Annotated in this window: 14 protein-coding genes and 1 pseudogene; 5 read left to right on the top strand and 10 right to left on the bottom strand. The window is 72.0% G+C overall.

Features of this window, described 5'->3' with window-relative positions:
* Window positions 1–369: 369 nt before the first annotated feature.
* Complete coding sequence (locus tag CLV43_RS36190) at window positions 370–2949, bottom strand: alpha-L-rhamnosidase C-terminal domain-containing protein (RefSeq protein WP_106193230.1); 2580 nt, start codon at window positions 2947–2949, stop codon at window positions 370–372.
* Between the two features lie 162 nt (window positions 2950–3111).
* Complete coding sequence (locus CLV43_RS36185; protein WP_170156166.1) at window positions 3112–4173, bottom strand: glycosyltransferase; 1062 nt, start codon at window positions 4171–4173, stop codon at window positions 3112–3114.
* 209 nt (window positions 4174–4382) lie between these two features.
* Here CLV43_RS36185 and CLV43_RS36180 point away from each other — a divergent pair, with 209 nt between their 5' ends.
* Window positions 4383–5012, top strand: a complete 630-nt coding sequence (locus CLV43_RS36180; protein ID WP_211304715.1) for a TetR/AcrR family transcriptional regulator — start codon at window positions 4383–4385, stop codon at window positions 5010–5012.
* Window positions 5013–5260: 248 nt separating this feature from the next.
* Window positions 5261–8257, top strand: coding sequence for a 3-keto-alpha-glucoside-1,2-lyase-like domain-containing protein (locus CLV43_RS36175; RefSeq protein ID WP_106193226.1), 2997 nt, complete (start codon window positions 5261–5263; stop codon window positions 8255–8257).
* 254 nt (window positions 8258–8511) lie between these two features.
* Here the strand turns inward: CLV43_RS36175 and CLV43_RS36170 are convergent, their stop codons facing one another.
* The 3 genes from CLV43_RS36170 to CLV43_RS36160 are packed head-to-tail and all read right to left on the bottom strand — an operon-like array spanning window position 8512 to window position 10468.
* The gene (locus CLV43_RS36170) at window positions 8512–9102 is read right to left on the bottom strand and encodes a DinB family protein (protein ID WP_106193224.1); all 591 of its coding nucleotides are present in this window, start codon (window positions 9100–9102) and stop codon (window positions 8512–8514) included.
* Between the two features lie 16 nt (window positions 9103–9118).
* Entirely contained in the window at window positions 9119–9835 is a 717-nt protein-coding gene (locus CLV43_RS36165) for a spermidine synthase family protein (protein ID WP_106193223.1), read from the bottom strand.
* Between the two features lie 45 nt (window positions 9836–9880).
* Window positions 9881–10468, bottom strand: a complete 588-nt coding sequence (locus CLV43_RS36160) for a carboxymuconolactone decarboxylase family protein (RefSeq protein ID WP_106193221.1) — start codon at window positions 10466–10468, stop codon at window positions 9881–9883.
* 144 nt (window positions 10469–10612) lie between these two features.
* Here CLV43_RS36160 and CLV43_RS36155 point away from each other — a divergent pair, with 144 nt between their 5' ends.
* Window positions 10613–11815 carry an MFS transporter gene (locus tag CLV43_RS36155; RefSeq protein ID WP_146175032.1) on the top strand — a complete coding sequence of 401 codons (1203 nt, stop codon included), beginning with the start codon at window positions 10613–10615 and terminating at the stop codon, window positions 11813–11815.
* Between the two features lie 3 nt (window positions 11816–11818).
* On the opposite strand, the gene CLV43_RS36150 is transcribed toward CLV43_RS36155, so the two are convergent.
* From CLV43_RS36150 to CLV43_RS36140, 3 genes are all read right to left on the bottom strand, one after another.
* The gene (locus tag CLV43_RS36150) at window positions 11819–12700 is read right to left on the bottom strand and encodes a CE1 family esterase (protein WP_245887222.1); all 882 of its coding nucleotides are present in this window, start codon (window positions 12698–12700) and stop codon (window positions 11819–11821) included.
* 82 nt (window positions 12701–12782) lie between these two features.
* A complete protein-coding gene (locus CLV43_RS36145) occupies window positions 12783–13223 on the bottom strand; it encodes a TIGR03618 family F420-dependent PPOX class oxidoreductase (RefSeq protein WP_106193216.1) in 441 nt (146 codons plus the stop codon).
* 73 nt (window positions 13224–13296) lie between these two features.
* On the bottom strand, window positions 13297–13905 hold the full coding sequence (locus CLV43_RS36140) for a TetR/AcrR family transcriptional regulator (RefSeq protein ID WP_106193215.1): 609 nt from the start codon (window positions 13903–13905) through the stop codon (window positions 13297–13299).
* A 94-nt stretch (window positions 13906–13999) separates the two neighbouring features.
* Between CLV43_RS36140 and CLV43_RS36135 the strand changes: the two genes are divergently transcribed.
* A complete protein-coding gene (locus CLV43_RS36135; protein ID WP_106193213.1) occupies window positions 14000–14749 on the top strand; it encodes an SDR family NAD(P)-dependent oxidoreductase in 750 nt (249 codons plus the stop codon).
* A 113-nt stretch (window positions 14750–14862) separates the two neighbouring features.
* Here CLV43_RS36135 and CLV43_RS49720 read toward each other — a convergent pair.
* Window positions 14863–15909: pseudogene (locus tag CLV43_RS49720) on the bottom strand (serine hydrolase domain-containing protein); the annotation flags it as partial.
* Between the two features lie 4 nt (window positions 15910–15913).
* Window positions 15914–16789 carry a RibD family protein gene (locus CLV43_RS36125; RefSeq protein WP_106193210.1) on the bottom strand — a complete coding sequence of 292 codons (876 nt, stop codon included), beginning with the start codon at window positions 16787–16789 and terminating at the stop codon, window positions 15914–15916.
* A gap of 410 nt (window positions 16790–17199) precedes the next feature.
* Here CLV43_RS36125 and CLV43_RS36120 point away from each other — a divergent pair, with 410 nt between their 5' ends.
* Window positions 17200–21570, top strand: a complete 4371-nt coding sequence (locus tag CLV43_RS36120) for a discoidin domain-containing protein (RefSeq protein ID WP_106193208.1) — start codon at window positions 17200–17202, stop codon at window positions 21568–21570.
* Window positions 21571–21600 lie beyond the last annotated feature (30 nt).

Raw genomic sequence — 21600 nt, 5'->3', positions numbered from 1 at the left:
TCCGGCGACCATCGAGCCGGTCGATGGGCCCCATCCGGAATCGACCGGTTCCGGGCCCGGTCGGCCCGTCCTAACCTGGCACTGCCCGACAGCGGAAGTCCACAGTGGACCCGCAGGCCGAGCGCGGTTCCCCAGGCCGCGCGAGGACGTCACCGACGACCGGGCCGAGGGGGTGCCCGGCCAAGGGGTTCCCCGCGACCGGGGTGTCCGTGGCGGACGAGGTGGACCCCGGCGGCGACGCACACCGTCGTCGCGGCCACCACCGTGCCGACCTCGCCGGGGTGCTGCCGGAACCCGGCGCGGAGGTCGACGTCCGGTGCGGCGGGAGGGGCGCGCCACGCCTCACACCTCCCGCCGCACCGGACGGTCCTACCGGCCCGCCGGGTCGAAGAACAGGCCGCTGAGCACGGCGTTGTCACCGCGGACGTGGGCGATCCTGATCCGCAGCGACCGGTCGCAGTCGAAGACCAGGTACTGGCCACCGTGGTAGGCGTCGACCAGCTGCACCGGCACCACCCGCTTGCGGGTGTCGTGGTCGAAGACCTCCACGAGGGACCGGCGCGCGGTGGAGTCCCAGTCGACGAAGTACAGCGCCAACCGGTACGCGCTGCCGGGCGCGACGGTCAGGTCGAGGGACATGGTCATCCCCGGTGCCTGCGGGGTCGCGGTGTAGAGGCACCCGGCGTTGCGGGGGCCGCTGTTGGAGCGGTCCGGGGCGAGGGCGCGGCGGTCCTGGGTGCCGACCTCCCAGACGCAGTCCAGGCAGTTGCCGAAGCCACCGCCGCCCCCGTCGCGCGTGGGCACCACCGACGTGACGTAGGACGGCAACGACGTGCGGTGCCGCCCGGGGGTGTCGTAGTCGAACAGCACGTACCCGTCGCGACCGTGCACACCTCCCCAGTCGCCGGAGGTCGTGGTGTCCCGCCCGACGAACCGCATCGGGTAGTCCAGCGACCCGGCCTCGAACGCGGGCGGGGCCGGCCGGCGGTACTCGACCTCCAGCCGGTACCTGCCCGGTCGCACTCCCTCCAAGACGACGGTCCCACCGTCCTGCACGACGTTCGCGACACCGGCGGGAGGCCGCGCGCCGGGCCGGGCGACGCGCCCGTCGACCCGGACGGACCCGATGCCCCGGTCCGCCGACGGGATGCCCACCCGGCCGACGGACCCGGCCGGGACGACCACCTCGCCGCGCCCGGTCCGCACGTCCAGGCGCACGCTCACCTTGCCCGTCGGGGTCGGCACGCTGCCCGCGACCCAGGTCAGCGTCCGGCCGAGGTGCGGGAACACGTCGACGGTCGCGAACCCCGGCGAGGTCGGCCTGATGCCCAGGACCTCGCCGCTGAGCCACGACGTCACGCCCGCGCCCCACGGGTGCGCGAGGCTCGTCCAGCCGGACTGGCTGTTGGGGACGGGGTCGTTCGGGCCGAGGACGTCGAGCCAGTCCGGCCGGAACACCTCGAAGAACGTGGTGCCGCCGTAGTCGATCTGACGGCCCCAGGTGTCGCCGACCGTGACGAGCGCGTCGTCGTGCGATCCCAGGCGCCCCATCGCCTGCAGCACGTAGAACTGGTTGAACGGCGAGAACGACAACCGGTTGAGCCGGTCGGAGAACTCGGCGCGGGTGATCCGCTCCTGGTCCTCGCGGGGCACGCAGCCCGCGTTGACGGCGTCGGCCAGCGAGTGCAGGCCGAACCGCGTGGACCAGTCCGGGTCGGCGTGGAGCTCGGCGGTCCTGCGGTCGGCGACGGACCGGTACCGGTCGGCGAGGTCGGCCCGGCCCAGCGAGGCGGCCGCGTCGGCGAACTCCCTACAGGTCCTGATGAACAGCATCCGGTACGCCTGCTTGGTCTCCGGCCGGTCACCCGCCTCGAACCCGGCGCCGAGCCGCTCGTCCCACCCGTAGAAGGTGATCGTCGGGTCGGCGTAGACGGCATCGCCGTGGTCGAGCCGGGCCGTCACGGTGTCCAGGTACGACGTGAGCGTGGCCGCGTCCCCGGTGTGCAGGTGGTACTCGAGCAGGCTCAGCACCCAGTACAGCGCGTAGCTCTCGATGTCGTAGTGGGCGTTCACCATCTCGGCGATGTTCTTCTTGACGTAGTCCCAGTTCCCGAACGCCACGAGCGCCGCGGACTGCATCGGGTTGCAGTCCCCCGCCCAGGCGAACCGGTCGCCGCGGTCCATCAGGATCGCCGACATGGCACCGGCCAGGAACCCGGCGCGGACGATGTAGGCGCCGGTGTACCAGATCCGGGTCAACATCGGGTCGCTGCAGTCGAAGGAACCGTTGTAGTTGACCGGTTTCGCCTGGCACACGACGCGGACCGCGGTGATCCGCCAGGGCTTGTCGAACGCCCGGACGTGGACCCACCCGAACCGGACGCCCTCGTAGAGCTCCGCGTTCAGCTCCAGCCGGTACGTGCCGCCGTACCGGACCGGGGTGGCCGTCTTGACCGGGTGCGCCGGGCCCGGCGACACGACGCCGGGCTCGTTGTACTCGCTGATGCTCATCTCCACGGCCCCGGAGAGGTCCGGCGAGTCGATCTCCAGCCACGCCGGGCTCTCCACGCCGAAGTCGAACCGGATCGACCCCGTGCCCAGGACCGCGACGGCGCACCTCCCCGTGGTCGCGGACGCCGCGTCGCCGAAGGAGGCGGGGGTGTCGACCCGCACGGCCACCGGACGCAGCGAGTACACCTGGAGCGCGTCCGCCGCCACCGGGTCGTCCCACCGGTACCGGACGAGCGGGTCGGGCGAGGCGGGCACGGCGGGTCCGCTCGCCGCACCGCCGTGCAGCGGCTCGTACGGCTCGATCCCCGCCACCACGGGAGCCTGCCCACCGGGCTGTCCCACCGCGGTGCCGGTTCCGAGCACCACGACCGCTCCCGCGCCGACCGCGGTGCCGAGGATCTGCCGTCGTGTGTACGCCTCGCGTGCAGGTGTGTCCATGGTGGTTCGACTCCTCGTGTGCAGGGGGCAGGGCTCGGCACCGGTCGGGGAAGCGCTTCCCCGATCATGGCGCGGTGCCCGCACGCCCGGAACCCTCCGGGACCCCTGACACTCGGGCGCCGGTCGACCGCAGTGGTCGACCGGCGCCCGGAGCGCGGTGGGTCAGTCCACGGCAAGGCCCGCACGGGTGAGGAGTTGGCGAAGTGCCGCCTCCGGCGAGCTCATGGACGCGAGCTCCGCCGCGGCGGCCCGTGCCGCCTCGCGGTACTTCGGGTCGTCCACCAGGCGCCGGGCGGCGTCGCCCGCCTCGGCCGGGTCGTCGACGGTGATGCCCGCGCCGAGGTCGGCGAGCCGGGTGGCGTTCCACGGCTGATCGGCGAGGAAGGGGCGCACGACCATGGGCAGGCCGTGGGACAGGGCGGCGAGGAGCGTGCCGGTGCCACCCGCCGTGACGACCAGGTCGACGGTGGGCAGGAGCTCGGCGAGGGGGACGAAGCCGACCGGGCGCACCCGGTCGCGGTCGACGTCCGCGGCCAGCTGGTGCGGTTGTGCCGTGACGGTCACGGCGAAGCCCGCGGCGGCGACCGACGACGCGAGCGCGGACAGCGCGGCGTCGTCCAGGACCGTGGTGCCGACCGTGACGAGCGCGTGCGGGAGGTCGGACTCGACGGCCTGCCAAGGGGTCCGCTCCGGACCGTGCGCGTTGGGCACCGGTCGCAGGGTGATCCGGTCGGCGGCGGGCAGCTCGCCGGGCGAGCGCAGGACGTCCGGGTACGGGTCGACGACGGCGATCCTGGGCACCTGCGCGAGCGAACGGCTGTCGTACTCGCGGGAGTAGCGCTCCCGCATGGCGTCCAGCAGCACCTCGGGCACGGCGCCGGAGATGCCGTGCGCGGCCCACGGGACGCCCAGCGCGGCGGCGACCATCGGGCCGACGTAGTCGAACTCCTCGCACACCAGCAGGTCCGGCCCGAACTCCTCGGCCTGGCGCAGCGCCTCGTCGAAGCTCAGGGCGACCCGGACACCGGCGAACATCTCCACCGCGCCGGGACCCGGCTGGGCGGGGTCGGAGCCGGTCCGCGCGATGGTCTCGGCGATCAGGTCCTCCGTGGACGGTCCGGCGGGCAGCAGGCGCATGGGCGCGACCATCGGCGCCAGCGCGCCCGAGGTCAGCATCGCCGTCTCGATCCCGGCCGTTCCGGCGGCGTCCGCGATCGGCATCATCGGGAGGACGTGACCGGCCGAGGGAACTCCGCTGAAGAGCATTCGCATTGTTGTTGCCAGCCCTGGATGACGTGCGTCGACCACGCGACGCGAACGGATGGGGGCGGTGCGGCGGGCGGCGCCTCCCGGCACACCGCGGTCGACTCGTCGGAGTCGGGTTGATTCGTCAGAGTCAACTCTGATGAACCCTAGCAGCTAAGATCCACCGCGTGGCCCCTCGTCCGGAAGAAGCGACCCCTGTCCTCAGGCGCGCCGAATACGCGCAGGCCACGCGCCAGGCGATCCTCGACGCGGCCCGCGAGCTGTTCGTGCGCCAGGGGTACTTCGGCACCAAGGTCGAGGAGATCGCCCGGACGGCGCGGGTCGCGCCCGCGACGGTGTACGCGGTCGGCGGCGGCAAGCACGGCCTGCTGCGCACGCTGATCGAGTCCGGCACGACGGCCGAGGACATCGCCGGGATCCTCGCCACGATGAAGGCGATCGAGGAGCCCCGCGAGCTGGTCCTGTTCATGGTCCGGGCCACCAGGGTGACGTTCGAGCGGTGGGCCGACCTGATGCGCCAGGTCGCCGCCGCGGCCCCGCAGGAGCCGACCGTGCGGGAGACCCAGCGCATCGCCCACGAGAGCATGCGCGGCGGACTCGGCTACGCCGCCGGGCGCCTGGCCGAGATGGGAGCGCTCCGCGAGGACGTCGACGTCGACCGGGCGACCGACCTGTTCTGGCTGCACCTGTGCAACTCGGCGTACTTCATCCGCACCGACGACCTCGGCTGGTCGCTCGACGAGTCCGAGGCCTGGCTCGCCGAGACCCTCCCCCGCGCCCTGCTCGCCCACCCGTGACCACCCGACCCCGGCGAGCGCGAAGCACTCCGACACCGGAGCCGAGGGCGACCGAGCGGCCCTCCCGTTCAGGTGCCTGAACCGGCACCTGCCTTTTAGTTCACTGGGTAGCCGAACTCCCTCGGTTCCGCATGCCCCGTTTGCCGCAACTTTGTGCCAGATCCAACCGACTTTCGTTGACTTCCAGCGAAAGTATTCGTAACTTCAGCCTGGCCGCGGCGATCCCTGCCTTCCCTTGAGGAGCGACGATGCTTCCTTGTGCCGCTACACGCGCCCGACCACTCGGTCGGCCGCTCTCCCTGCTGGTAGTCCTGCTCACGGCGCTGCTCGGTCTGGTCGTCCCCAGAACCGCGCACGCCGCCGTCCCGCCCCAGGAACCCGGAGTCACGCTGCGGGTCTTCGACCTGCAGACCGCCATGAGCCGGCTGTGCACGCTCAAGACCGGCCAGACGCCCAACGTCGACAAGCTGATGTCGACGATCAACTGGTCCACCTCGGGCGAGTTCGGCATCGAGGACTACTTCGTGTCCGAGGTGACCGGCAACATCAACATCACCACCGCAGGCTCCTACCAGTTCCGGCTGACCAGCGACGACGGGTCGCGGTTGTCGGTCGACGGCACCATCGTGATCGACAACGACGGTCTGCACGGTCCCACCGCGGTGACCGGGACGGTCACCCTCGCCACGGGGTACCACTCGCTGCGGATCGAGCAGTTCGAGAACGTGGGCGGTCAGCAGATCACCCTGGACTGGCAGCCTCCCGGCTCGTCGGGCTTCGTGCTGGTGCCCGCGTCGGTGCTCAGCACGGACGCCGGTGTGGTGCGGGTGACCGCGCCGGGCAAGAAGGACTGCGTCGGCGGTACCGACTCCCCCGGCGACGGCCTCCCGCTCGACGGCGTCTACCCCGGCTTCACCCTCACCGACCTGCGGCCCAGCGGTTTCCAGCCGCAGGTCACCGGGATGGACTGGCTGCCCGACGGCAGGCTGGCCATCGCGACCTGGGGCGGTTCGGACAAGACGGTCGGCGAGGTGTACCTGGTCACCAACGCGACGGGCGGCACGGACCCGTCGCGGGTGCAGACGCAGCGGATCGCCAACGGGCTCAAGGAGCCGATGGGGATCAAGTACGTCGACGGGAAGCTGTACGTGTCGGAGAAGAACCGGCTCGTGGAGCTGAACGACACCAACGGCGACTGGGTGACCGACAGCTACCGGACCGTCGCGACGTGGCCGTTCTCCGGGAACTTCCACGAGTTCGCGTTCGGGCTGCTGTACAAGGACGGCTTCTTCTACCTGAACCTGTCCGTGGCCATCAACCTGGGCGGCGCGACGACCGACCCGCAGCCCGCGGCCAACCGCGGCACCTCGCTGAAGATCGACAAGAACACCGGCGCGGTGTCCTACGTGGCCGGTGGTCTGCGGACCCCGCACGGCATCGGGTGGGGTCCCGAGGGCGACGTCTTCGTCACCGACAACCAGGGCGGCTGGCTGCCCGCGTCGAAGCTGGTGCGGGTCAAGCAGAACAGGTTCTTCAACCACTACACGAACCCGGCGGGCCCGTTCGACTCGCAGCCGGTCACCGCACCGGTGGTGTGGTTGCCGCACAACGAGATCGCGAACTCGCCGAGCAACCCGGTGCAGCTCACGCAGGGCCCGTTCGCCGGTCAGATGGTCTACGGCGACGTGACCTACGGCGGTCTGCAGCGGGTGTTCATGGAGAAGGTCAACGGCGAGTACCAGGGCGCCGTCTTCCGGATGACGCAGGGCCTCGAGTCCGGCGTGAGCCGCATCAGCGTCGGTCCCGACGGCGCGATCTACACCGGCGGCATCGACGGCGGCGGCAACTGGGGCCAGCCCGGCAAGCTCGCCTACGGCCTGCAGAAGCTGACCCCGAACGGCACCACCGCGTTCGACATCCTGGCGATGCGGGCGGTGGCGGGCGGGTTCCAGCTGGAGTACACCCAGCCGCTGTCGGCCGCGACCGTGCAGGACCTGGTCAACAAGTACCAGGTCAGGCAGTGGCGCTACACGCCGACCGTCGCCTACGGCGGCCCCAAGGTCGACGAGCAGACCCTGTCGGTGAGCTCCGCGACCGTGTCCGCCGACCGCAAGACGGTCACGCTGCAGATCCCCGGTCTGCTGGCGGGCCGCGTCGTGCACGTCCGCTCGCCGCGCCCGTTCTCCTCCGAGGCCGGGACGCCGCTGTGGAGCACGGAAGCCTGGTACACGCTCAACTCGCAGGTCGGCGGCGTGCCGACGGCGGTGACCTACGAGGCCGAGCGCGCCGCGCTCAGCGGTGGCGCCGGGATCAACACCAACCACGCCGGCTACTCGGCGACCGGATTCGTCGACGGCTACTGGAACAAGGGCGCCACCACGACGTTCTCGGTGAACGCCCCCACGGCGGGCGCCTACAACGTGGCCCTGCGCTACTCCAACGGCCCCGACCCGGCACCGGGGGCCAAGTCGTTGAGCGTGTACGTCAACGGCACCAGGATCAGGCAGGTCCGGCTCGCCGGCACCACGAACTGGGACACGTGGTTGGCGCAGCCGGAGACGGTGACCCTCAACGCGGGCGCCAACACCGTCGCGTACCGGTTCGACGACGCCGACGCGGGCAACGTGAACCTGGACAGCATCACCGTCACCGCGGTGCAGCGGATCCAGCTCTTCGGCGGGACCGACCTGAACGCCTGGGAGAAACGCGCGGGCGGCGCCGCGACCTGGCCGGTGTCGGGCGGTTCGATGGAGTCCAACGGCGGCGACATCCGGACCAAGCAGAAGTTCGGCGACTTCCGCCTGCACGTCGAGTGGTACGAGCCGAACTACCCGGCCGAGGTCACCGGGCAGGCGCGCGGCAACAGCGGCGTGTACCTCCAGGAGCGGTACGAGCTGCAGGTCCTGGACTCCTTCGGGGACACGACCCTCGCCAACGACGAGGCCGGGGCGATCTACACCAAGAAGGCCCCGGACCGGAACATGGCGACCGCGCCGCTGACGTGGCAGACCTACGACGTCACGTTCCGGGCGGCCCGCTACGACAGCGCGGGCACCAAGACCGACAACGCCCGCGTGACCGTCGTGTGGAACGGCACGGTGGTGCACGACAACATCGAGATCAACGGGACCACCGGCGACAGCTCCCCCGAGGAGGCCTCGCCCGGTCCCATCAGGTTGCAGGACCACGGCGACGCCGGTGAGAACCCGCGGTTCCGCAACATCTGGATCGAGCCCGTCTCCTAGGGCGTGTGTCGAAGTCTCGTTCGATGGGAGTCGCGCCTGAGGCCCGGCTACCGCGAACACGGACTTCGACACACGCCCTAGGGTCCCGGTGCCGCGAGGGCTTCCCGCCCCCGCGGCACCGGCGGTCCGCCGGGGTGGGCCCGGTGCACCCCCGCGGTGGGCCCGCCGACGTGGCGGTCCGCCGCGGGAGAGGTGGACCGGCTCCGCCCCGGCACCCGTTCCGCCTGCCGGCCGCGGCGTGCCGGGACGGCGGGTCAGCGGCCGTCGGCCCGCTTCGCCGCGTGTTCCAGCCTGGCGCGGTAGTCCGCCCACCACGCCTGGTCCTCGGGCGGCATGTTGTCGTTGCCCTGCAGCAGTCCGGCCGCCCCGTCGACGAGCTCGCGGACGAGGTCCGCGTGCCCGGCGTGCCGGTGGGTCTCGGCGATCATGTGGACGAGGACCTGGTGCAATGTGACGTCGGCGCGGTGGTCCGGCCAGTGCGGCACCCGGCCTGGGGCGTCGAGGTCCAGGGCCTCGATGGTCGCGTCGGCGTGCGCCCACGCCCGGTGGTAGAGCCCCACCACGTCCTCGCGGGACTCGTCCGGCGTGGCCCACATGTCCGCGTTGGTCTCCGCGCCCTCCTCGTACCACGGCAGCGGTTCGCCGGAGGGCCGCCCGAAGGTGTCGCCGAAGTACCCCAGCTCGCAGCTCGCCACGTGCTTGACGAGCCCGAGCAGGTTCGTGCCGGTCGGGGTGAGCGGGCGGCGGACGTCGTACTCGGACAGGCCCTGCAGCTTCCACACCAGCGCGTCGCGCCCGGTCTGCAGGTAGCGGTGGAGGTCCGACTTCGGTTTCGACGTGGTCATGCCCCGCAGTCTGCCCTCAGGGCACCTTGGCCAGGTAGACCGTGTTCGTGGCCTCGCGGTCCTGCAACGGGTTGGGGAAGCTGACGACCTCGGCCCGCACGTCGACGAACGCGCCGCCGAGCGCGGTGGTGAACTCGTCGTCCGGCGGGTCGTTGGACCAGAGCGCGAAGACCCCGCCGGGGTGCAGGAGGGCCGCGATGCGGCGCAGCCCGGCGGGTTCGTAGAAGTCGGCGTTGTCCGGGTGGAGCAGGTGCCTCGGCGAGTGGTCGATGTCCACGACGATCGCGTGGAAGCGGTGGCCGGGATCGGCCGGGACCAGGCCCTCCGGGGACCGCATGAGGGCGAAGAAGTCGCCGTTGACCAGGGCGCAGCGCGGGTCGGCGGTCAGCGTGGTGCCCGCCGGGATGAGGCCGCGCTCGTGCCACTCGATCACCTCGCCGAGTGCGTCGATCACGGTCAGGGACCCGACGGCCGGGTGCTCCAGCACGGTGAGGGCGGTGTAGCCGAGACCGAGGCCGCCCACGACGACGTCGAGGTCGGTACCGGGCAGCTCCGCGAGCGCCAGGCGGGACAGCTCCTCCTCGGCGACGGTGAAGAGGCTGGACATCAGGAACTCGCCGCCGAGCTTGATCTCGTGGATGTCCTTGCCGTCCACCGGGTCGCGCCTGCGGCGCAGGACCAGCTCGCCCAGGGGCGTGGGGCGCCAGTCGAGCTCCTCGAACCGGGCGCTCACCCGCGGGTCCGTGCACGTGGTGTCATCGGAGGAGGGTACTCGCGGTCACGCGTCGTCGAGGGGGCGGCCGAACGTGACGGCGTCGAGGACGGCCGCGGGCGCACTGGTGCGGAACGCGGCGTCGGGACGGGCGCCGAGCGCGTCGTTGACGGTGGAGAACGCCAACCGCAGCGCGGTGAACGCCGTGACGGCGAAGACCTCCCGGTCGGTGAAGCCGTTGTCCCGCAACGCCCGCACGTCGGACTCGGTCGTCCTGTTCGGATCGCGGACGACCTTGCGGACCCACGCGGCCAGCGCCCGCTCGGCGTCGGTCAGTCCCCCGTCGTCACCGCGCAGCACGCCTGCCGCCGTCTCGGCGTCGGTGGCGCCTGCCAGCCTGCTGCCCCAGGCCAGCGAGCAGTAGGAGTCGCCGTGCGCGGACGCGCAGGCCGAGACGATGACCGCGCGCTGCCGGAAGGTGAGGCCGTGCGCCGTCTCGCCGAGCAGGTCGAAGAGGCCGGTCATGGTCGCCGGCTGGTAGGCCCACAGCCTGGACGCGTTCATGACGTACCCGACGTCGGCGACGTCCTCGTCGAACAGGCGCCGCGCCGCCTCGTCGGGTTCGGGGGTGCTGAGGAATCCGGCGCTGCTCATCGGGCCACCGTCCACTGTGCTCGGAGGCCGCCAGCACAGCACGCGGACCAAGCCCCCGCGAATCACCCGTCCGAGTGACGTGGAAGGGTCTTCGGGAGGGGCGAGGACGATCCGGGGGACGCGGTGGGCGGGGACTGGTTCAGGGTGGGGCGCAGCACCTGGCTGCTGGTGGTGTGCCAGGCGTTCTACTTCATGGGTGTCAGCATCGACCTGACGCTGACCGCGATCGTCGGCCTGTCGCTGGCGCCGACACCGGCGCTGGCGACGCTCCCGCTGGCCGCGATCACCGTCGTGGGCACGCTGTGCTCGGTCGCCGCCGGGCTGCTGGCCGCCCGGTTCGGCTACATCGCGGTCATGGTCGGCGGCGCGGTGACCGCCGTGGCCGGGGCGGGGCTGTCGGTGGCGGCGGTGTCCACCCACTCGTTCTGGCTGCTCTGCGTGGGCACCGGGCTGGTCGGGGCGTACCGGTCGACCGGCGGGTACATCCGGTACATGGCCGCCGACCGCGCGCCGGACGGGCAGCGCGAGCGGGCGCTGTCGTTCATCCTCTACGGCGGGCTGGTCGCGGCGTTCGCGGGCCCGTTCGTCGCCACCCTCAGCTCCGACCTCCTCGGCGCCCGGTACGCGGGCGCCTACCTCATGGTCGGCGTGTACGCGCTGGCCAACGTGCCGCTCCTGCTCGCGCTGCGGGCCGGGAAAGTGCGCCCGGACGTCGAGGCCGAGAAGCCCGAGCCGGTGCCGCTCGCGCGGGTGCGGCGGTCGAAGGACTTCGTGGCCGCCCTGCTCGCGCTGGCCGGGTCCGGGGCGCTGATGACCATGATCATGGCGGTCGGTCCGCTGGGCAGCCAGCACGCCGGGCACTCCGAGAGCCTGGGCGCGGCGATCATCCAGTGGCACCTGGTCGGGATGTTCGCGCCCGCCGTGGTCAGCGGCGCCGTGCTGAGCCGGATCGGGCCGTGGTGGACCAGCGCCATCGGCACCGCCCTGTTCCTGGTCGGGTCGCTGGTCGGGCTCGCGGGCGAGGCGTTCGTCAACTTCCTGGTCGGCCTGGCGCTCAACGGCGTCGGGTGGAACTTCCTCTACCTGGCGGGCACCGCGTTCCTGGTCCGCTGCTACCCGCCCGGCCGCGGCGGCCGGATCCAGGCGGTCGCCGAGGGCCTCACGTCGCTGAGCAGCGTCGCGGCGTCGGTGAGCGCGAGCACGGTGTTCCTGCTGCTCGGCTGGCGGGGCACGAACGGTCCGGTGCTGGTCGTGTCGGCCCTGCTGCTGGTCGTCCTCGCGGTCATGGCCGCCTCCGGCAGGCGCGCCGCCCCCGCGGCGGAGCGGCCCGCGGAGGCGGTGCGCTGACCGTCAGCCGGTCTTGAGGCCGAAGAACTCGCCGAGCGCGTCGGCCGCGACGAGGTTGCGGGTGGACCGGCCCATGATCCGCACCGCCTTCTTCGGGTTCGGGATCACGTGGCCGCCGCCGTGGACGGTGTAGAGCGCGACGGGTGACCGGCCGTCCTGCCGGTAGTCGGTCCGCTCGACGGTCGTCCTCGCGTCCTCGGGCCCGTGGCCGAGGTCGTGCGACACCGGCTCGGCGGTGATGCCGTTGCGGGCGGCGAAGTACGCGGCGGTCGCCCGCGCCGAGAGGCCGAGGCCGCGCGGCCGGAACCCCCACAGGCTGGCCATGCCGCCGTCGTAGGGCACGAGCGGGTCCTTGGTGCCGTGGAACAGCACGACCGGCACGGGTTCGGGCTCGACGTCGAACGCCATGAGGTTCGCGGGCTCCGGCTGGGTCGCCCCGATGAGCCCCGCACCGGCGAGCAGCGCCGGGGCCTCGTGCAGGAGCCGGATCACCATCGCGCCGCCCGCCGAGAACCCGACGGCGTGCACCTGCGCCGGGTCCGCGGCGAACCGCTCCCGCAGGTGTGCGACCACCGCGCGCGTGAAGGCGACGTCGTCGACGCCGTCCCGGCGGGCGGGGAACGCCGAGGACACGCGAGCGTCGTTCCAGTTCCTCCGGTACCCGTCGAGGTAGGCCACGACGGCGCCGCCGTGCTCGGCGAACCGGTCGAGCGTCCCGCCCGCGAACGCCCGCATGACCTCCGCCGTCTGGTTGGAGCCGTGGAACAGGAGCACGACCGGCGCGCCCGGCACGACCTCGTGCGGGCTCACCACCGTGAACGTCCGGTCCCGACCGTCCACCCGCACCGACGTCCGTTCCACCAGCACGACACCACTCCGGTCCACCACGGCTCCATCCCACATGCTTGAGTTGCTCAGTTAAATGATTGAGCAGTTCATGGAGATAGTCAACCAGTGGAGGCGTGGGTCACCGGTTGCTGTAGACCCGCAGGGGCCGCACGAACACCACCGCCCGGCGCTGCTCGGCCATCACCCGGTCGTAGGCCTCCCAGTCGTCGTGGACACCGCCCGCCGCGGTGTACACCTCCCGCAGCAGCAGCCGGTACCGCTCGGCGTCGATCCGCTCGTCCGGGTCGTCGGGCCCGACGATCTCGGCCTCGCCCTCGACCGACGCCCACTGCCAGCTGGACTTGACCGTCACGCTGATCCGCGGCCTGGCCCGCAGGTTCGCGAGCTTCACCCGGCCGTAGGTCACGAAGGCGACCACCTCGGTGTCGTCGAGCGGGTGCCGGGTGAACGCCGCGTTCACCATCGTCGACTGGATCCCGCCGTCCGCGCTCAGCGTGGAGACCACCGCGAGCCCTTCGTCCGCCCGGCACAGCGCGGCCGCGTCCGCCAACGTCGTCATGGGGCACCCCGACTTCCTCGACCCGCCCACGACCGGGCGGGGTGGAACCCGATCGTAGGTCCGACCGGGACGCTCAGACGGGCGGCCAGTTCCGCAGTGCCGCGTCGGCCACGGGCTGGAGCTGCTCACGGGTCGCGCCGCTGGCGGCCTGGACGGCGATGCCGTTCGCCACGGTCATGACGTACCGCGCGAGCACCCCGGCGTCGGCGTGCGGGGGCAGGTCCCCCTCGTCCACCGCCCGCTGGAACCGCTCGTCGAGGCGGCTCCAGCCGACGTTGCGCCAGTCGATCAGCGCGTCGCGGGCGGCCCGGCCGGGATCACCCGCGGCCAGCGAGCCCTGGACGCCCAGGCACCCCGCGGGGAAACCGGGCCTGGTGGCGGCCCGGACCGAGCCGTTCAGCAGGGCGGTGGCGACGGCTTCGGAGGTCGGCTCCTCCAGGGCTCGGGCACCGTAGGCGGCAGGCCCCTCGGTGTAGCGCTCCAACGCCTTGCGGAACAGCTCCTCCTTGTTGCCGAAGGCCGCGTACATGCTGGTCCGGGTGATGCCCATGGCGTCGGTGAGGTCGGTGAGGCTGGCGCCCTCGTAGCCCCGCTCCCAGAAGACCACCACGGCGCGCTCGAGGGCCTCGTCGACGTCGAACCCCCTCGGTCTGCCTATCGGCGCCTTCCGGTTGGTGTCCACGGCACCGAGCCTACCCCTTCCGCACCGAACGGTCCGGAAGTGCTACGGTCGCTTTCGGTACCGTTCGGTACGAAAGTTCACGGAGGTAGGAAGCATGGGGCAGCTGGAAGGCAAGACCGCCGTCGTCACCGGCGGCGGCACGCGGGGAATCGGTCGGGCCACCGCCAAGCGGCTGGTCGCCGAGGGGGCGCACGTGTTCATCACCGGCAGGCGCAAGGCCGAGCTGGACGAGGCGGTCGAGCTCATCGGCCCCGGCGTCACCTCGGTGCCCGGCGACATCACCGACCCGGCCGACCTCGACCGGCTCTACGACGCGGTCCGCGAGCGCGGCCAAGGCCTCGACGTGCTGTTCGCCAACGCGGCCACCGCCTCGTTCGCGACGCTGGAGGACCTCGCCGAGGAGGACTACGACCAGATCTTCGGCGTCAACGTCAAGGGCACGGTGCTGACCGTGCAGAAGGCGTTGCCCCTGCTCAACGAGGGCGCATCGGTCATCCTGAACGCCTCCACCGCCGCCGACAACGGTCGGGCGGCGTTCGGCGCGTACGCGGCGTCCAAGGCCGCCGTCCGCTCGTTCGCGCGCACCTGGGCCAACGAGCTCGCGGGCCGCGGCATCCGCGTCAACGCGATCTCACCGGGACCGATCGGCACCTCGGGGGTCTCCGAGCTCGTCGGCGAGGAGAACTACGCCGACTTCACCGCCCAGGCGGGCGCCTCGATCGCCATCGGCCGGGTCGGCGACCCGGCGGAGGTCGCCGCCGCCGTGGCGTTCCTCGCCTCCGCGGACAGCAGCTTCGTCATCGGCGCCAACCTGTACGTCGACGGCGGCGAGAACCAGGTCTGACCTCGCCACGCGGTGGTGTGCGGCCCCGTGTCCGCACGCCGCCGCGTGCCGGGACGTTGTCGGCAGGCGGGGTGGTGCCGCATCAGGTCGGACGCGGCTACGGCAGGGAGCCGAGCACGAGTGCCCTGGATCCGGGGCTCGATGTCGGCCGTGGTGTGCGCCATCACGACGACGCCGAGGTCCTCGCTCGGGTCGGCCCACCACGTGGTGCCGCCCGCACCCGGCCAGGTCACCTCGCCCACCGATCCGGGGACGGGGACGCCGCCGACCCGCCGCCGGACCGCGAGCCCGATGCCGAAGCCGTGGCCGGGGTTCCAGCCGGGCCGCTCCAGGCGGCTGGTGTCGGTGCCGGGGGCGAGCTGGTCGGACAGCATGTACTCCACGGTCTTGCGGCCCAGCAGCGGTTCGCCCTTGGCCAGCAGCATCCGGACGAAGCGCAGGTAGTCCCCCGCCGTGCTCACCAGACCCGCGCCACCGGAGTGGAACCGCGCTACCGACAGGTCGGGCAGCACGTGCGGCGGCGACGGGCGGGCGAACCGGTCGCGGTGCCCGTCCGGGACGCCGAAGGTCGTGTCGGTCATGCCGAGCGGCCCGCACACCTCGTCGCGCAGGAAGTCGCCCAGCGACGTGCCCACCAGCGACTCGATGATCAGCCCCACGAGGTCGACGCCCCAGCCGTAGTGCCACACCGCGCCCGGTACGTGCAGCAGCGGCAAGCGGCTGAGCCGGTCGACGAACTCCGCGCCGGTCAGGTCCGTCATCCCGTCGCCGACGGCGTCCGCGTAGAGCTCGTGCACCGGCGAGTCGCCGAGCAGCCCCTCGGGCATGCCCGCGGTGTGCCGGAGCAGGTCGAGGACCGTCGGCTGCACGGACCGGCCAGCGAACTGGGGCAGGTAGGCGCCGATCGGGTCGCCCAGCGCCAGCCTGCCGCGTTCTACCAGCAGCAGTGCGGCCGCCGCGGTGATCGGCTTGCTCATCGACGCGACCCAGAACAGGGAGTCGGTCGTCATCGCGACTCCCCTCGCCCTGTCCCGGAAGCCGAACGCCTCGAAGAAGACCTCGCGCCCGCGGTGCACGACCCCCACCACCGCGCCGGGCAGCCGGTCGGCCGCGACCTCCGCTTCGACGAACTCCGCCAGTCGTTGCACGGCGGGGATCATCGCATCAGCCGGAGACCTCGTAGTGCGCCCAGACGGTGCCGTGGTCACCCACCACGACGTCGACCGTGCGCAGCCGCACCGGTGCCTCCCCCAGTGCGAGCGGCGGCCCGTCCACGACGGACGGTGTGCCCAGCCCGCCCACCAGCGCCGGGATGGTCACCACGTGCAGCTCGTCGACCAGGCCCGCGCGCAGCAGTGCGCCGTTGAGGCCACCGCCCGCCTGCGACACGACGCACCCGGCGCCCAGCTCCGACCTCAGCCTGCCCAGCGCGGCCGCCAGGTCGACCCGCGCGGTGCCCGCGACGAGGTACGGGATCCGCTCCGCGCGCAGGTAGGCCAGGTACGGCAGGGGCGTGGACCCGCAGACGAGGACCAGCAGGCTGGTCTCCGCGTCGCCCTTGCGGGTCCACCTCATCCGTCCTCGGCCGTCGACCACGACGAACCACCGCGGGGTGCGGAACGGGAGGAAGTCCGTTCGCAGCTCCGCGGCGGGCGCCGTGGTCGACGGCAGGGGCGGCGGTTCCTCGTGGTCCCCCACGAAGGTGCCGCTGCCCTCCAGGACGACGGTCGGGTGGTGCCGCCGCTCGATCGCGGCCGACCGCGCCGCCACCAACTGTGCGGCGTCAGCGGGCCACGCACCACTCCACCGCCGATTCACGGCCTCGTCCAGCAGCCGCTCCGCGCGGTTCAGCGCGACCCGCCCGTCCGCGGTCGCCACGACCGAGACGACCACACGGGGGCGGGACGGGCTGTCCGCCGCTGCGACGAGGCCAGTCTGTCGACCAGGATCCCCGACCGGCGACCGCCCGCTCTGCCCGCCGTCCGCGCTAGATGGGGACGACAGGCAGAGCGAGGCTCCCTGGTCGAGGTTCGTGGTCATCCCGCTGCACCAGCACGTCGTGCTCGGTCGAAGTCGGAGCGGTCGGCGAAGGGCGTGGCGGAGGACGCGGTCGGCATGGCACGGAAGCTACCGACGGGGTCCGACAATTTTCGCGACGGCGAACGGAGGAGCGCACCCGCCAGCCGGGCAGTCGCAAAATTACGTCATCCAGTCAAGTTATTGCGTTCAGTTCACGTCCTGTTGCATCCTGGTCACCATTCCGTGAACCAGGAGGCCCAGCGAAGGCCCGCACCTGCGAGAACCCCCACCCCGCCGCCGGACGGCGCCCCTGACCTCCCGCCCACCCGGCGCACGACAGCACGCGCAACGCCGCGCCCATCCGCCCAACGCGTCACGCGGGACGGGTGCCGCGGCACCCACCCTGCCGTTTCGACAGAGACGAAGACGCCATGATCCGGAAGCAAGTCAGCAGGCGGCTGATCGGCTGTTTCCTCGCCGTCGGCCTGGTCACCCTTGGCATCTCGCCCCCGACCGCGGTCGCCGCGGGAGGCCCGAACCTGGCCTCGGGCAAGACCGCCGCGGCGAGCGCGGCCAACCCCAACCAGCCCGCGTCCAACGTCAACGACGGCAACCAGGACACGTACTGGGAAGGCCCGTCCAACTCCTTCCCGCAGTGGGTCCAGGTCGACCTGGGCGGCTCCGTCGACGTCGACCAGGTCGTCCTGAGGCTGCCCTCGTCGTGGGGTGCCCGGACGCAGACGCTGAGCGTGCAGGGCAGCTCGAACGGCACCGCGTTCAGCGCGCTGGCCGGATCGGCGGCCCGCGTGTTCGACCCGGCCGCGGGCAACACCACCACGATCGACTTCACCGCCGCGAGCGTCCGCTACGTGCGGGTGGACGTCACCGCCAACACCGGCTGGCCCGCCGCGCAGATCTCCGAGCTCGAGGTCCACGGGGCCAACGCGGCCACCGGCAACCTCGCGGCGGGCAGGCCGATGTCGGCCAGCAGCTCCCACGGCGAGTACCCGGCCTCCAACGCGGGCGACGGCAACCAGAACTCCTACTGGGAGAGCACCAACAACGCGTTCCCGCAGTGGCTCCAGGTCGACCTCGGCGCCTCGGTCGGGGTGAACCGGGTCGTGCTGCGGCTGCCCGCCTCCTGGGGGTCGCGCACCCAGAACCTCGCCGTGCAGGGCAGTGCGAACGGGACGTCGTTCACCGACCTGGTCGGCTCGGCGGCCTACAGCTTCGCCCCGGCCAACGGCAACGCGGTGACGATCCCGTTCACCGCCACGACCACCCGCTACGTCCGGGTGGCCATCACGGCCAACTCCGTGCAGCCGGGCGGCCAAGTCTCGGAGCTCGAGGTCTACGGGCCGACCTCCGGTGACCAGCAGGCGCCGACCGCGCCGGGCGACCTGGGCTTCACCGAGGCGACGAGCGGCCAGGTCAAGCTCACCTGGGTCGCCTCGACCGACAACGTCGGCGTCACCGGCTACGACGTCTACGCGAACGGCCAGCTGCGCGGCACCGTGGCGGGCACCGTGCTCACCTACACCGACACCCAACCGGTCACCTCGACGGTGGAGTACCACGTCCGGGCACGCGACGCCGCGGGCAACCAGTCGCCCGAGAGCAACCACGTGACCCGTGCGGGCCAGGGCGGCGGCGACACGACCGCCCCGACGGCACCCGGCAACCTCGCCTTCACCCAGCCCACGACCGGGCAGATCAGGCTCACCTGGACCGCGTCCACCGACAACGTCGGAGTGACCGGCTACGACGTTTTCGTCAACGGCCAGGCCACCTCCGTCGCCGGCACCCAGCTGACGTTCACCGACACCCAGCCGACCACCGCGACGGTCGAGTACTACGTCCGAGCGCGCGACGCGGCGGGCAACCAGTCGCCCGACAGCAACCACGTGACCCGCACCGGCCAGGTCGGCTCGGGCTCGAACCTGGCCCGCGGCAAGGCGATCGAGGCGTCGTCCACGGCGTTCTCGTTCGTCGCCGCCAACGCCAACGACGACAGCACGACCACCTACTGGGAGTCCGCGGGCTTCGAGTCGACGCTGACCGTGCACCTCGGGTCGAACGCCGACGTCTCGTCGGTGGTCGTCAAGCTCAACCCGGACTCGGCGTGGGGCACACGCACGCAGAGCTTCGAGGTGCTGGGCCGCGAGCAGTCGGGCACGTCGTTCGGCTCGCTCAAGGCACTGGCGACCTACACGTTCACCCCCGCCTCGCAGAACACGGTGACGATCCCGGTCACCGGCCGGGTCGCCGACCTGCGGCTGCGCTTCACCGCCAACAGCGGCGCTCCGGGCGCGCAGGTCGCCGAGCTCCAGGTCGTCGGGACCCCGGCGCCCAACCCGGACCTGGTGGTCACCGCGACCACCTGGACACCGGCGTCGCCGAACGAGACGAGCGCGATCTCGTTGTCCGCCACCGTGAAGAACAACGGCACGGCGGCGGCCGCGGCCACCACGGTGGACTTCAGCCTGGCGGGTGCGGTCGTCGGCAGCACGCCGGTCGGCGCGCTCGCGGCGGGAGCCTCGGCCACCGTCTCGGCCGCCGTCGGCACTCGGCCGATGGGCAGCTACAGCGTCTCGGCGCTGGTCGACCCGACCAACACCGTCGTGGAGCAGGACGACACCAACAACCGGTTCACCGCGGCCACCCAGCTGGTCGTCGCGCAGGCACCGGGGCCGGACCTCCAGGTCACCGGCGTCACCACCACCCCGCCGAACCCGGCCGTCGGTGCCCAGGTCTCGTTCACCGTGGCGGTCAACAACCGCGGCACCAGCGCGGTCGCCGCGGGGACGGTCACCCGCGTGGCGGTCGGCGGCACCACGCTCAACGGCACCGCGGGAGCCGTCGCCGCGGGTGCGACGGTCACCGTGGCCGTCAGCGGAACCTGGACGGCCACCTCCGGCGGGGCCACGATCACGGCCACGGCGGACGCCACCAACACCGTCGCGGAGACCAACGAGAACAACAACTCGTTCACCCGGTCCATCGTGGTCGGTCGGGGCGCGGCGGTGCCCTACACCGAGTACGAGGCGGAGGCGGGGCGCTACCAGGGGACCCTGCTGACGGCCGACGCGGTGCGCACGTTCGGGCACACCAACTTCGCGACCGAGTCGTCGGGCCGCCAGTCGGTGCGGCTCACCGGCACCGGCCAGTTCGTCGAGGTCACCTCGACCAACCAGGCCAACTCGATCGTGGTGCGCAACTCGATCCCCGACGCCCCCGGTGGCGGCGGCATCGACGCCACGATCAGCCTCTACGTCAACGACGTGTTCGCGCAGAAGCTGACGCTGTCGTCCAGGCACAGCTGGCTCTACGGCAACGTGGACGGCCCCGAGGCGCTGACCAACACCCCGCAGGCCGACGCGCGCCGGCTGTTCGACGAGTCGCACGCGCTGCTGTCCACGAGCTACCCGCCCGGCACCAGGTTCAAGCTCCAGCGCGACGCGACGGACACCGCGTCGTTCTACATCCTGGACCTGGTCGACCTGGAGCAGGTCGCGCCCGCGACGAGCCAGCCCGCGGGCTGCACGTCGATCACGTCCTACGGCGCGGTGCCCAACGACGGCGTGGACGACACCGACGCCATCCAGCGGGCCGTGACCGACGACCAGAACGGCGTGATCGGCTGCGTGTGGATCCCGGAAGGGCAGTGGCGGCAGGAGAAGAAGATCCTGACCGACGACCCGCTGAACCGGGGCCAGTACAACCAGGTGGGCATCAGCAACGTCACGATCCGCGGCGCGGGCATGTGGCGCTCCCAGCTCTACACGCTCACCGAGCCGCAGAACGCGGTCGGCAGCATCAACCACCCGCACGAGGGCAACTTCGGTTTCGACATCGACAAGAACACCCAGATCTCCGACATCGCCATCTTCGGCTCCGGCCGGATCCGCGGTGGCGACGGCAACGCCGAGGGCGGGGTCGGCCTCAACGGCCGGTTCGGCACCGGTACGAAGATCTCCAACGTGTGGATCGAGCACGCCAACGTCGGCGTCTGGGTCGGCCGCGACTACGACAACATCCCCGACCTGTGGGGACCGGCCGACGGCCTGGAGTTCAGCGGGATGCGGATCCGCGACACCTACGCCGACGGCATCAACTTCTCCAACGGCACCAGGAACTCCAAGGTGTTCGACTCGTCGTTCCGCACCACGGGCGACGACGCGATGGCGGTGTGGGCCAACCGGTACGTGAAGGACCCCAACGTCGACATCGGGCACGACAACCACTTCGTCAACAACACCGTCCAGCTCCCGTGGCGGGCCACCGGCATCGCGATCTACGGCGGCTACGGCAACTCCATCGAGAACAACCTCGTGTACGACACGATGAACTACCCGGGCATCATGCTGGCGACCGACCACGACCCGCTGCCGTTCTCCGGCACGACGCTGATCGCCAACAACGCCCTGTACCGCTGCGGCGGCGTGTTCTGGGGCGAGGACCAGGAGTTCGGGGCGCTCACCCTGTTCGCGGCGAGCAAGGACATCACCGGTGTGACCATCCGGGACACCGACATCTCCGACTCGACCTACGACGGGATCCAGTTCAAGACCGGCGGCGGCACCATGCCGGGGGTCGCGATCAGCAACGTCAGGATCGACAGGTCGAACAACGGCTCGGGCATCCTCGCGATGAGCGGCGCCCGCGGCAGCGCCACGCTCACGAACGTCACGATCACCAACTCGGCACAGGGCGACATCCTGGTCGAGCCGGGCTCGGGCTTCGTGATCACCGGCGGCGCCTCGGCTGCCGGCCGCCCCGCGAAGGCGGGTGGTCCGAGCTGACCCGTACCCGACACCCGCCGCGCCCGGTCC

It is taken from the genome of Umezawaea tangerina (genome assembly GCF_003002815.1).
Lineage (GTDB): Bacteria > Actinomycetota > Actinomycetes > Mycobacteriales > Pseudonocardiaceae > Umezawaea > Umezawaea tangerina.
The sequence above is the reverse complement of the archived record's forward strand: the minus strand, read 5'-3'. Positions and strand labels throughout refer to the sequence as shown.

Coding starts and splice junctions, on each gene's coding strand:
- CLV43_RS36125 (WP_106193210.1), bottom strand. CDS start 16,789: ATGACCACGAACCTCGACCAGGGAGCCTCGCTCTGCCTGTCGTCCCCA.
- CLV43_RS36135 (WP_106193213.1), top strand. CDS start 14,000: ATGGGGCAGCTGGAAGGCAAGACCGCCGTCGTCACCGGCGGCGGCACG.
- CLV43_RS36145 (WP_106193216.1), bottom strand. CDS start 13,223: ATGACGACGTTGGCGGACGCGGCCGCGCTGTGCCGGGCGGACGAAGGG.
- CLV43_RS36175 (WP_106193226.1), top strand. CDS start 5,261: ATGCTTCCTTGTGCCGCTACACGCGCCCGACCACTCGGTCGGCCGCTC.
- CLV43_RS36185 (WP_170156166.1), bottom strand. CDS start 4,173: ATGATGCCGATCGCGGACGCCGCCGGAACGGCCGGGATCGAGACGGCG.
- CLV43_RS36190 (WP_106193230.1), bottom strand. CDS start 2,949: ATGGACACACCTGCACGCGAGGCGTACACACGACGGCAGATCCTCGGC.
- CLV43_RS36160 (WP_106193221.1), bottom strand. CDS start 10,468: ATGAGCAGCGCCGGATTCCTCAGCACCCCCGAACCCGACGAGGCGGCG.
- CLV43_RS36170 (WP_106193224.1), bottom strand. CDS start 9,102: ATGACCACGTCGAAACCGAAGTCGGACCTCCACCGCTACCTGCAGACC.
- CLV43_RS36120 (WP_106193208.1), top strand. CDS start 17,200: ATGATCCGGAAGCAAGTCAGCAGGCGGCTGATCGGCTGTTTCCTCGCC.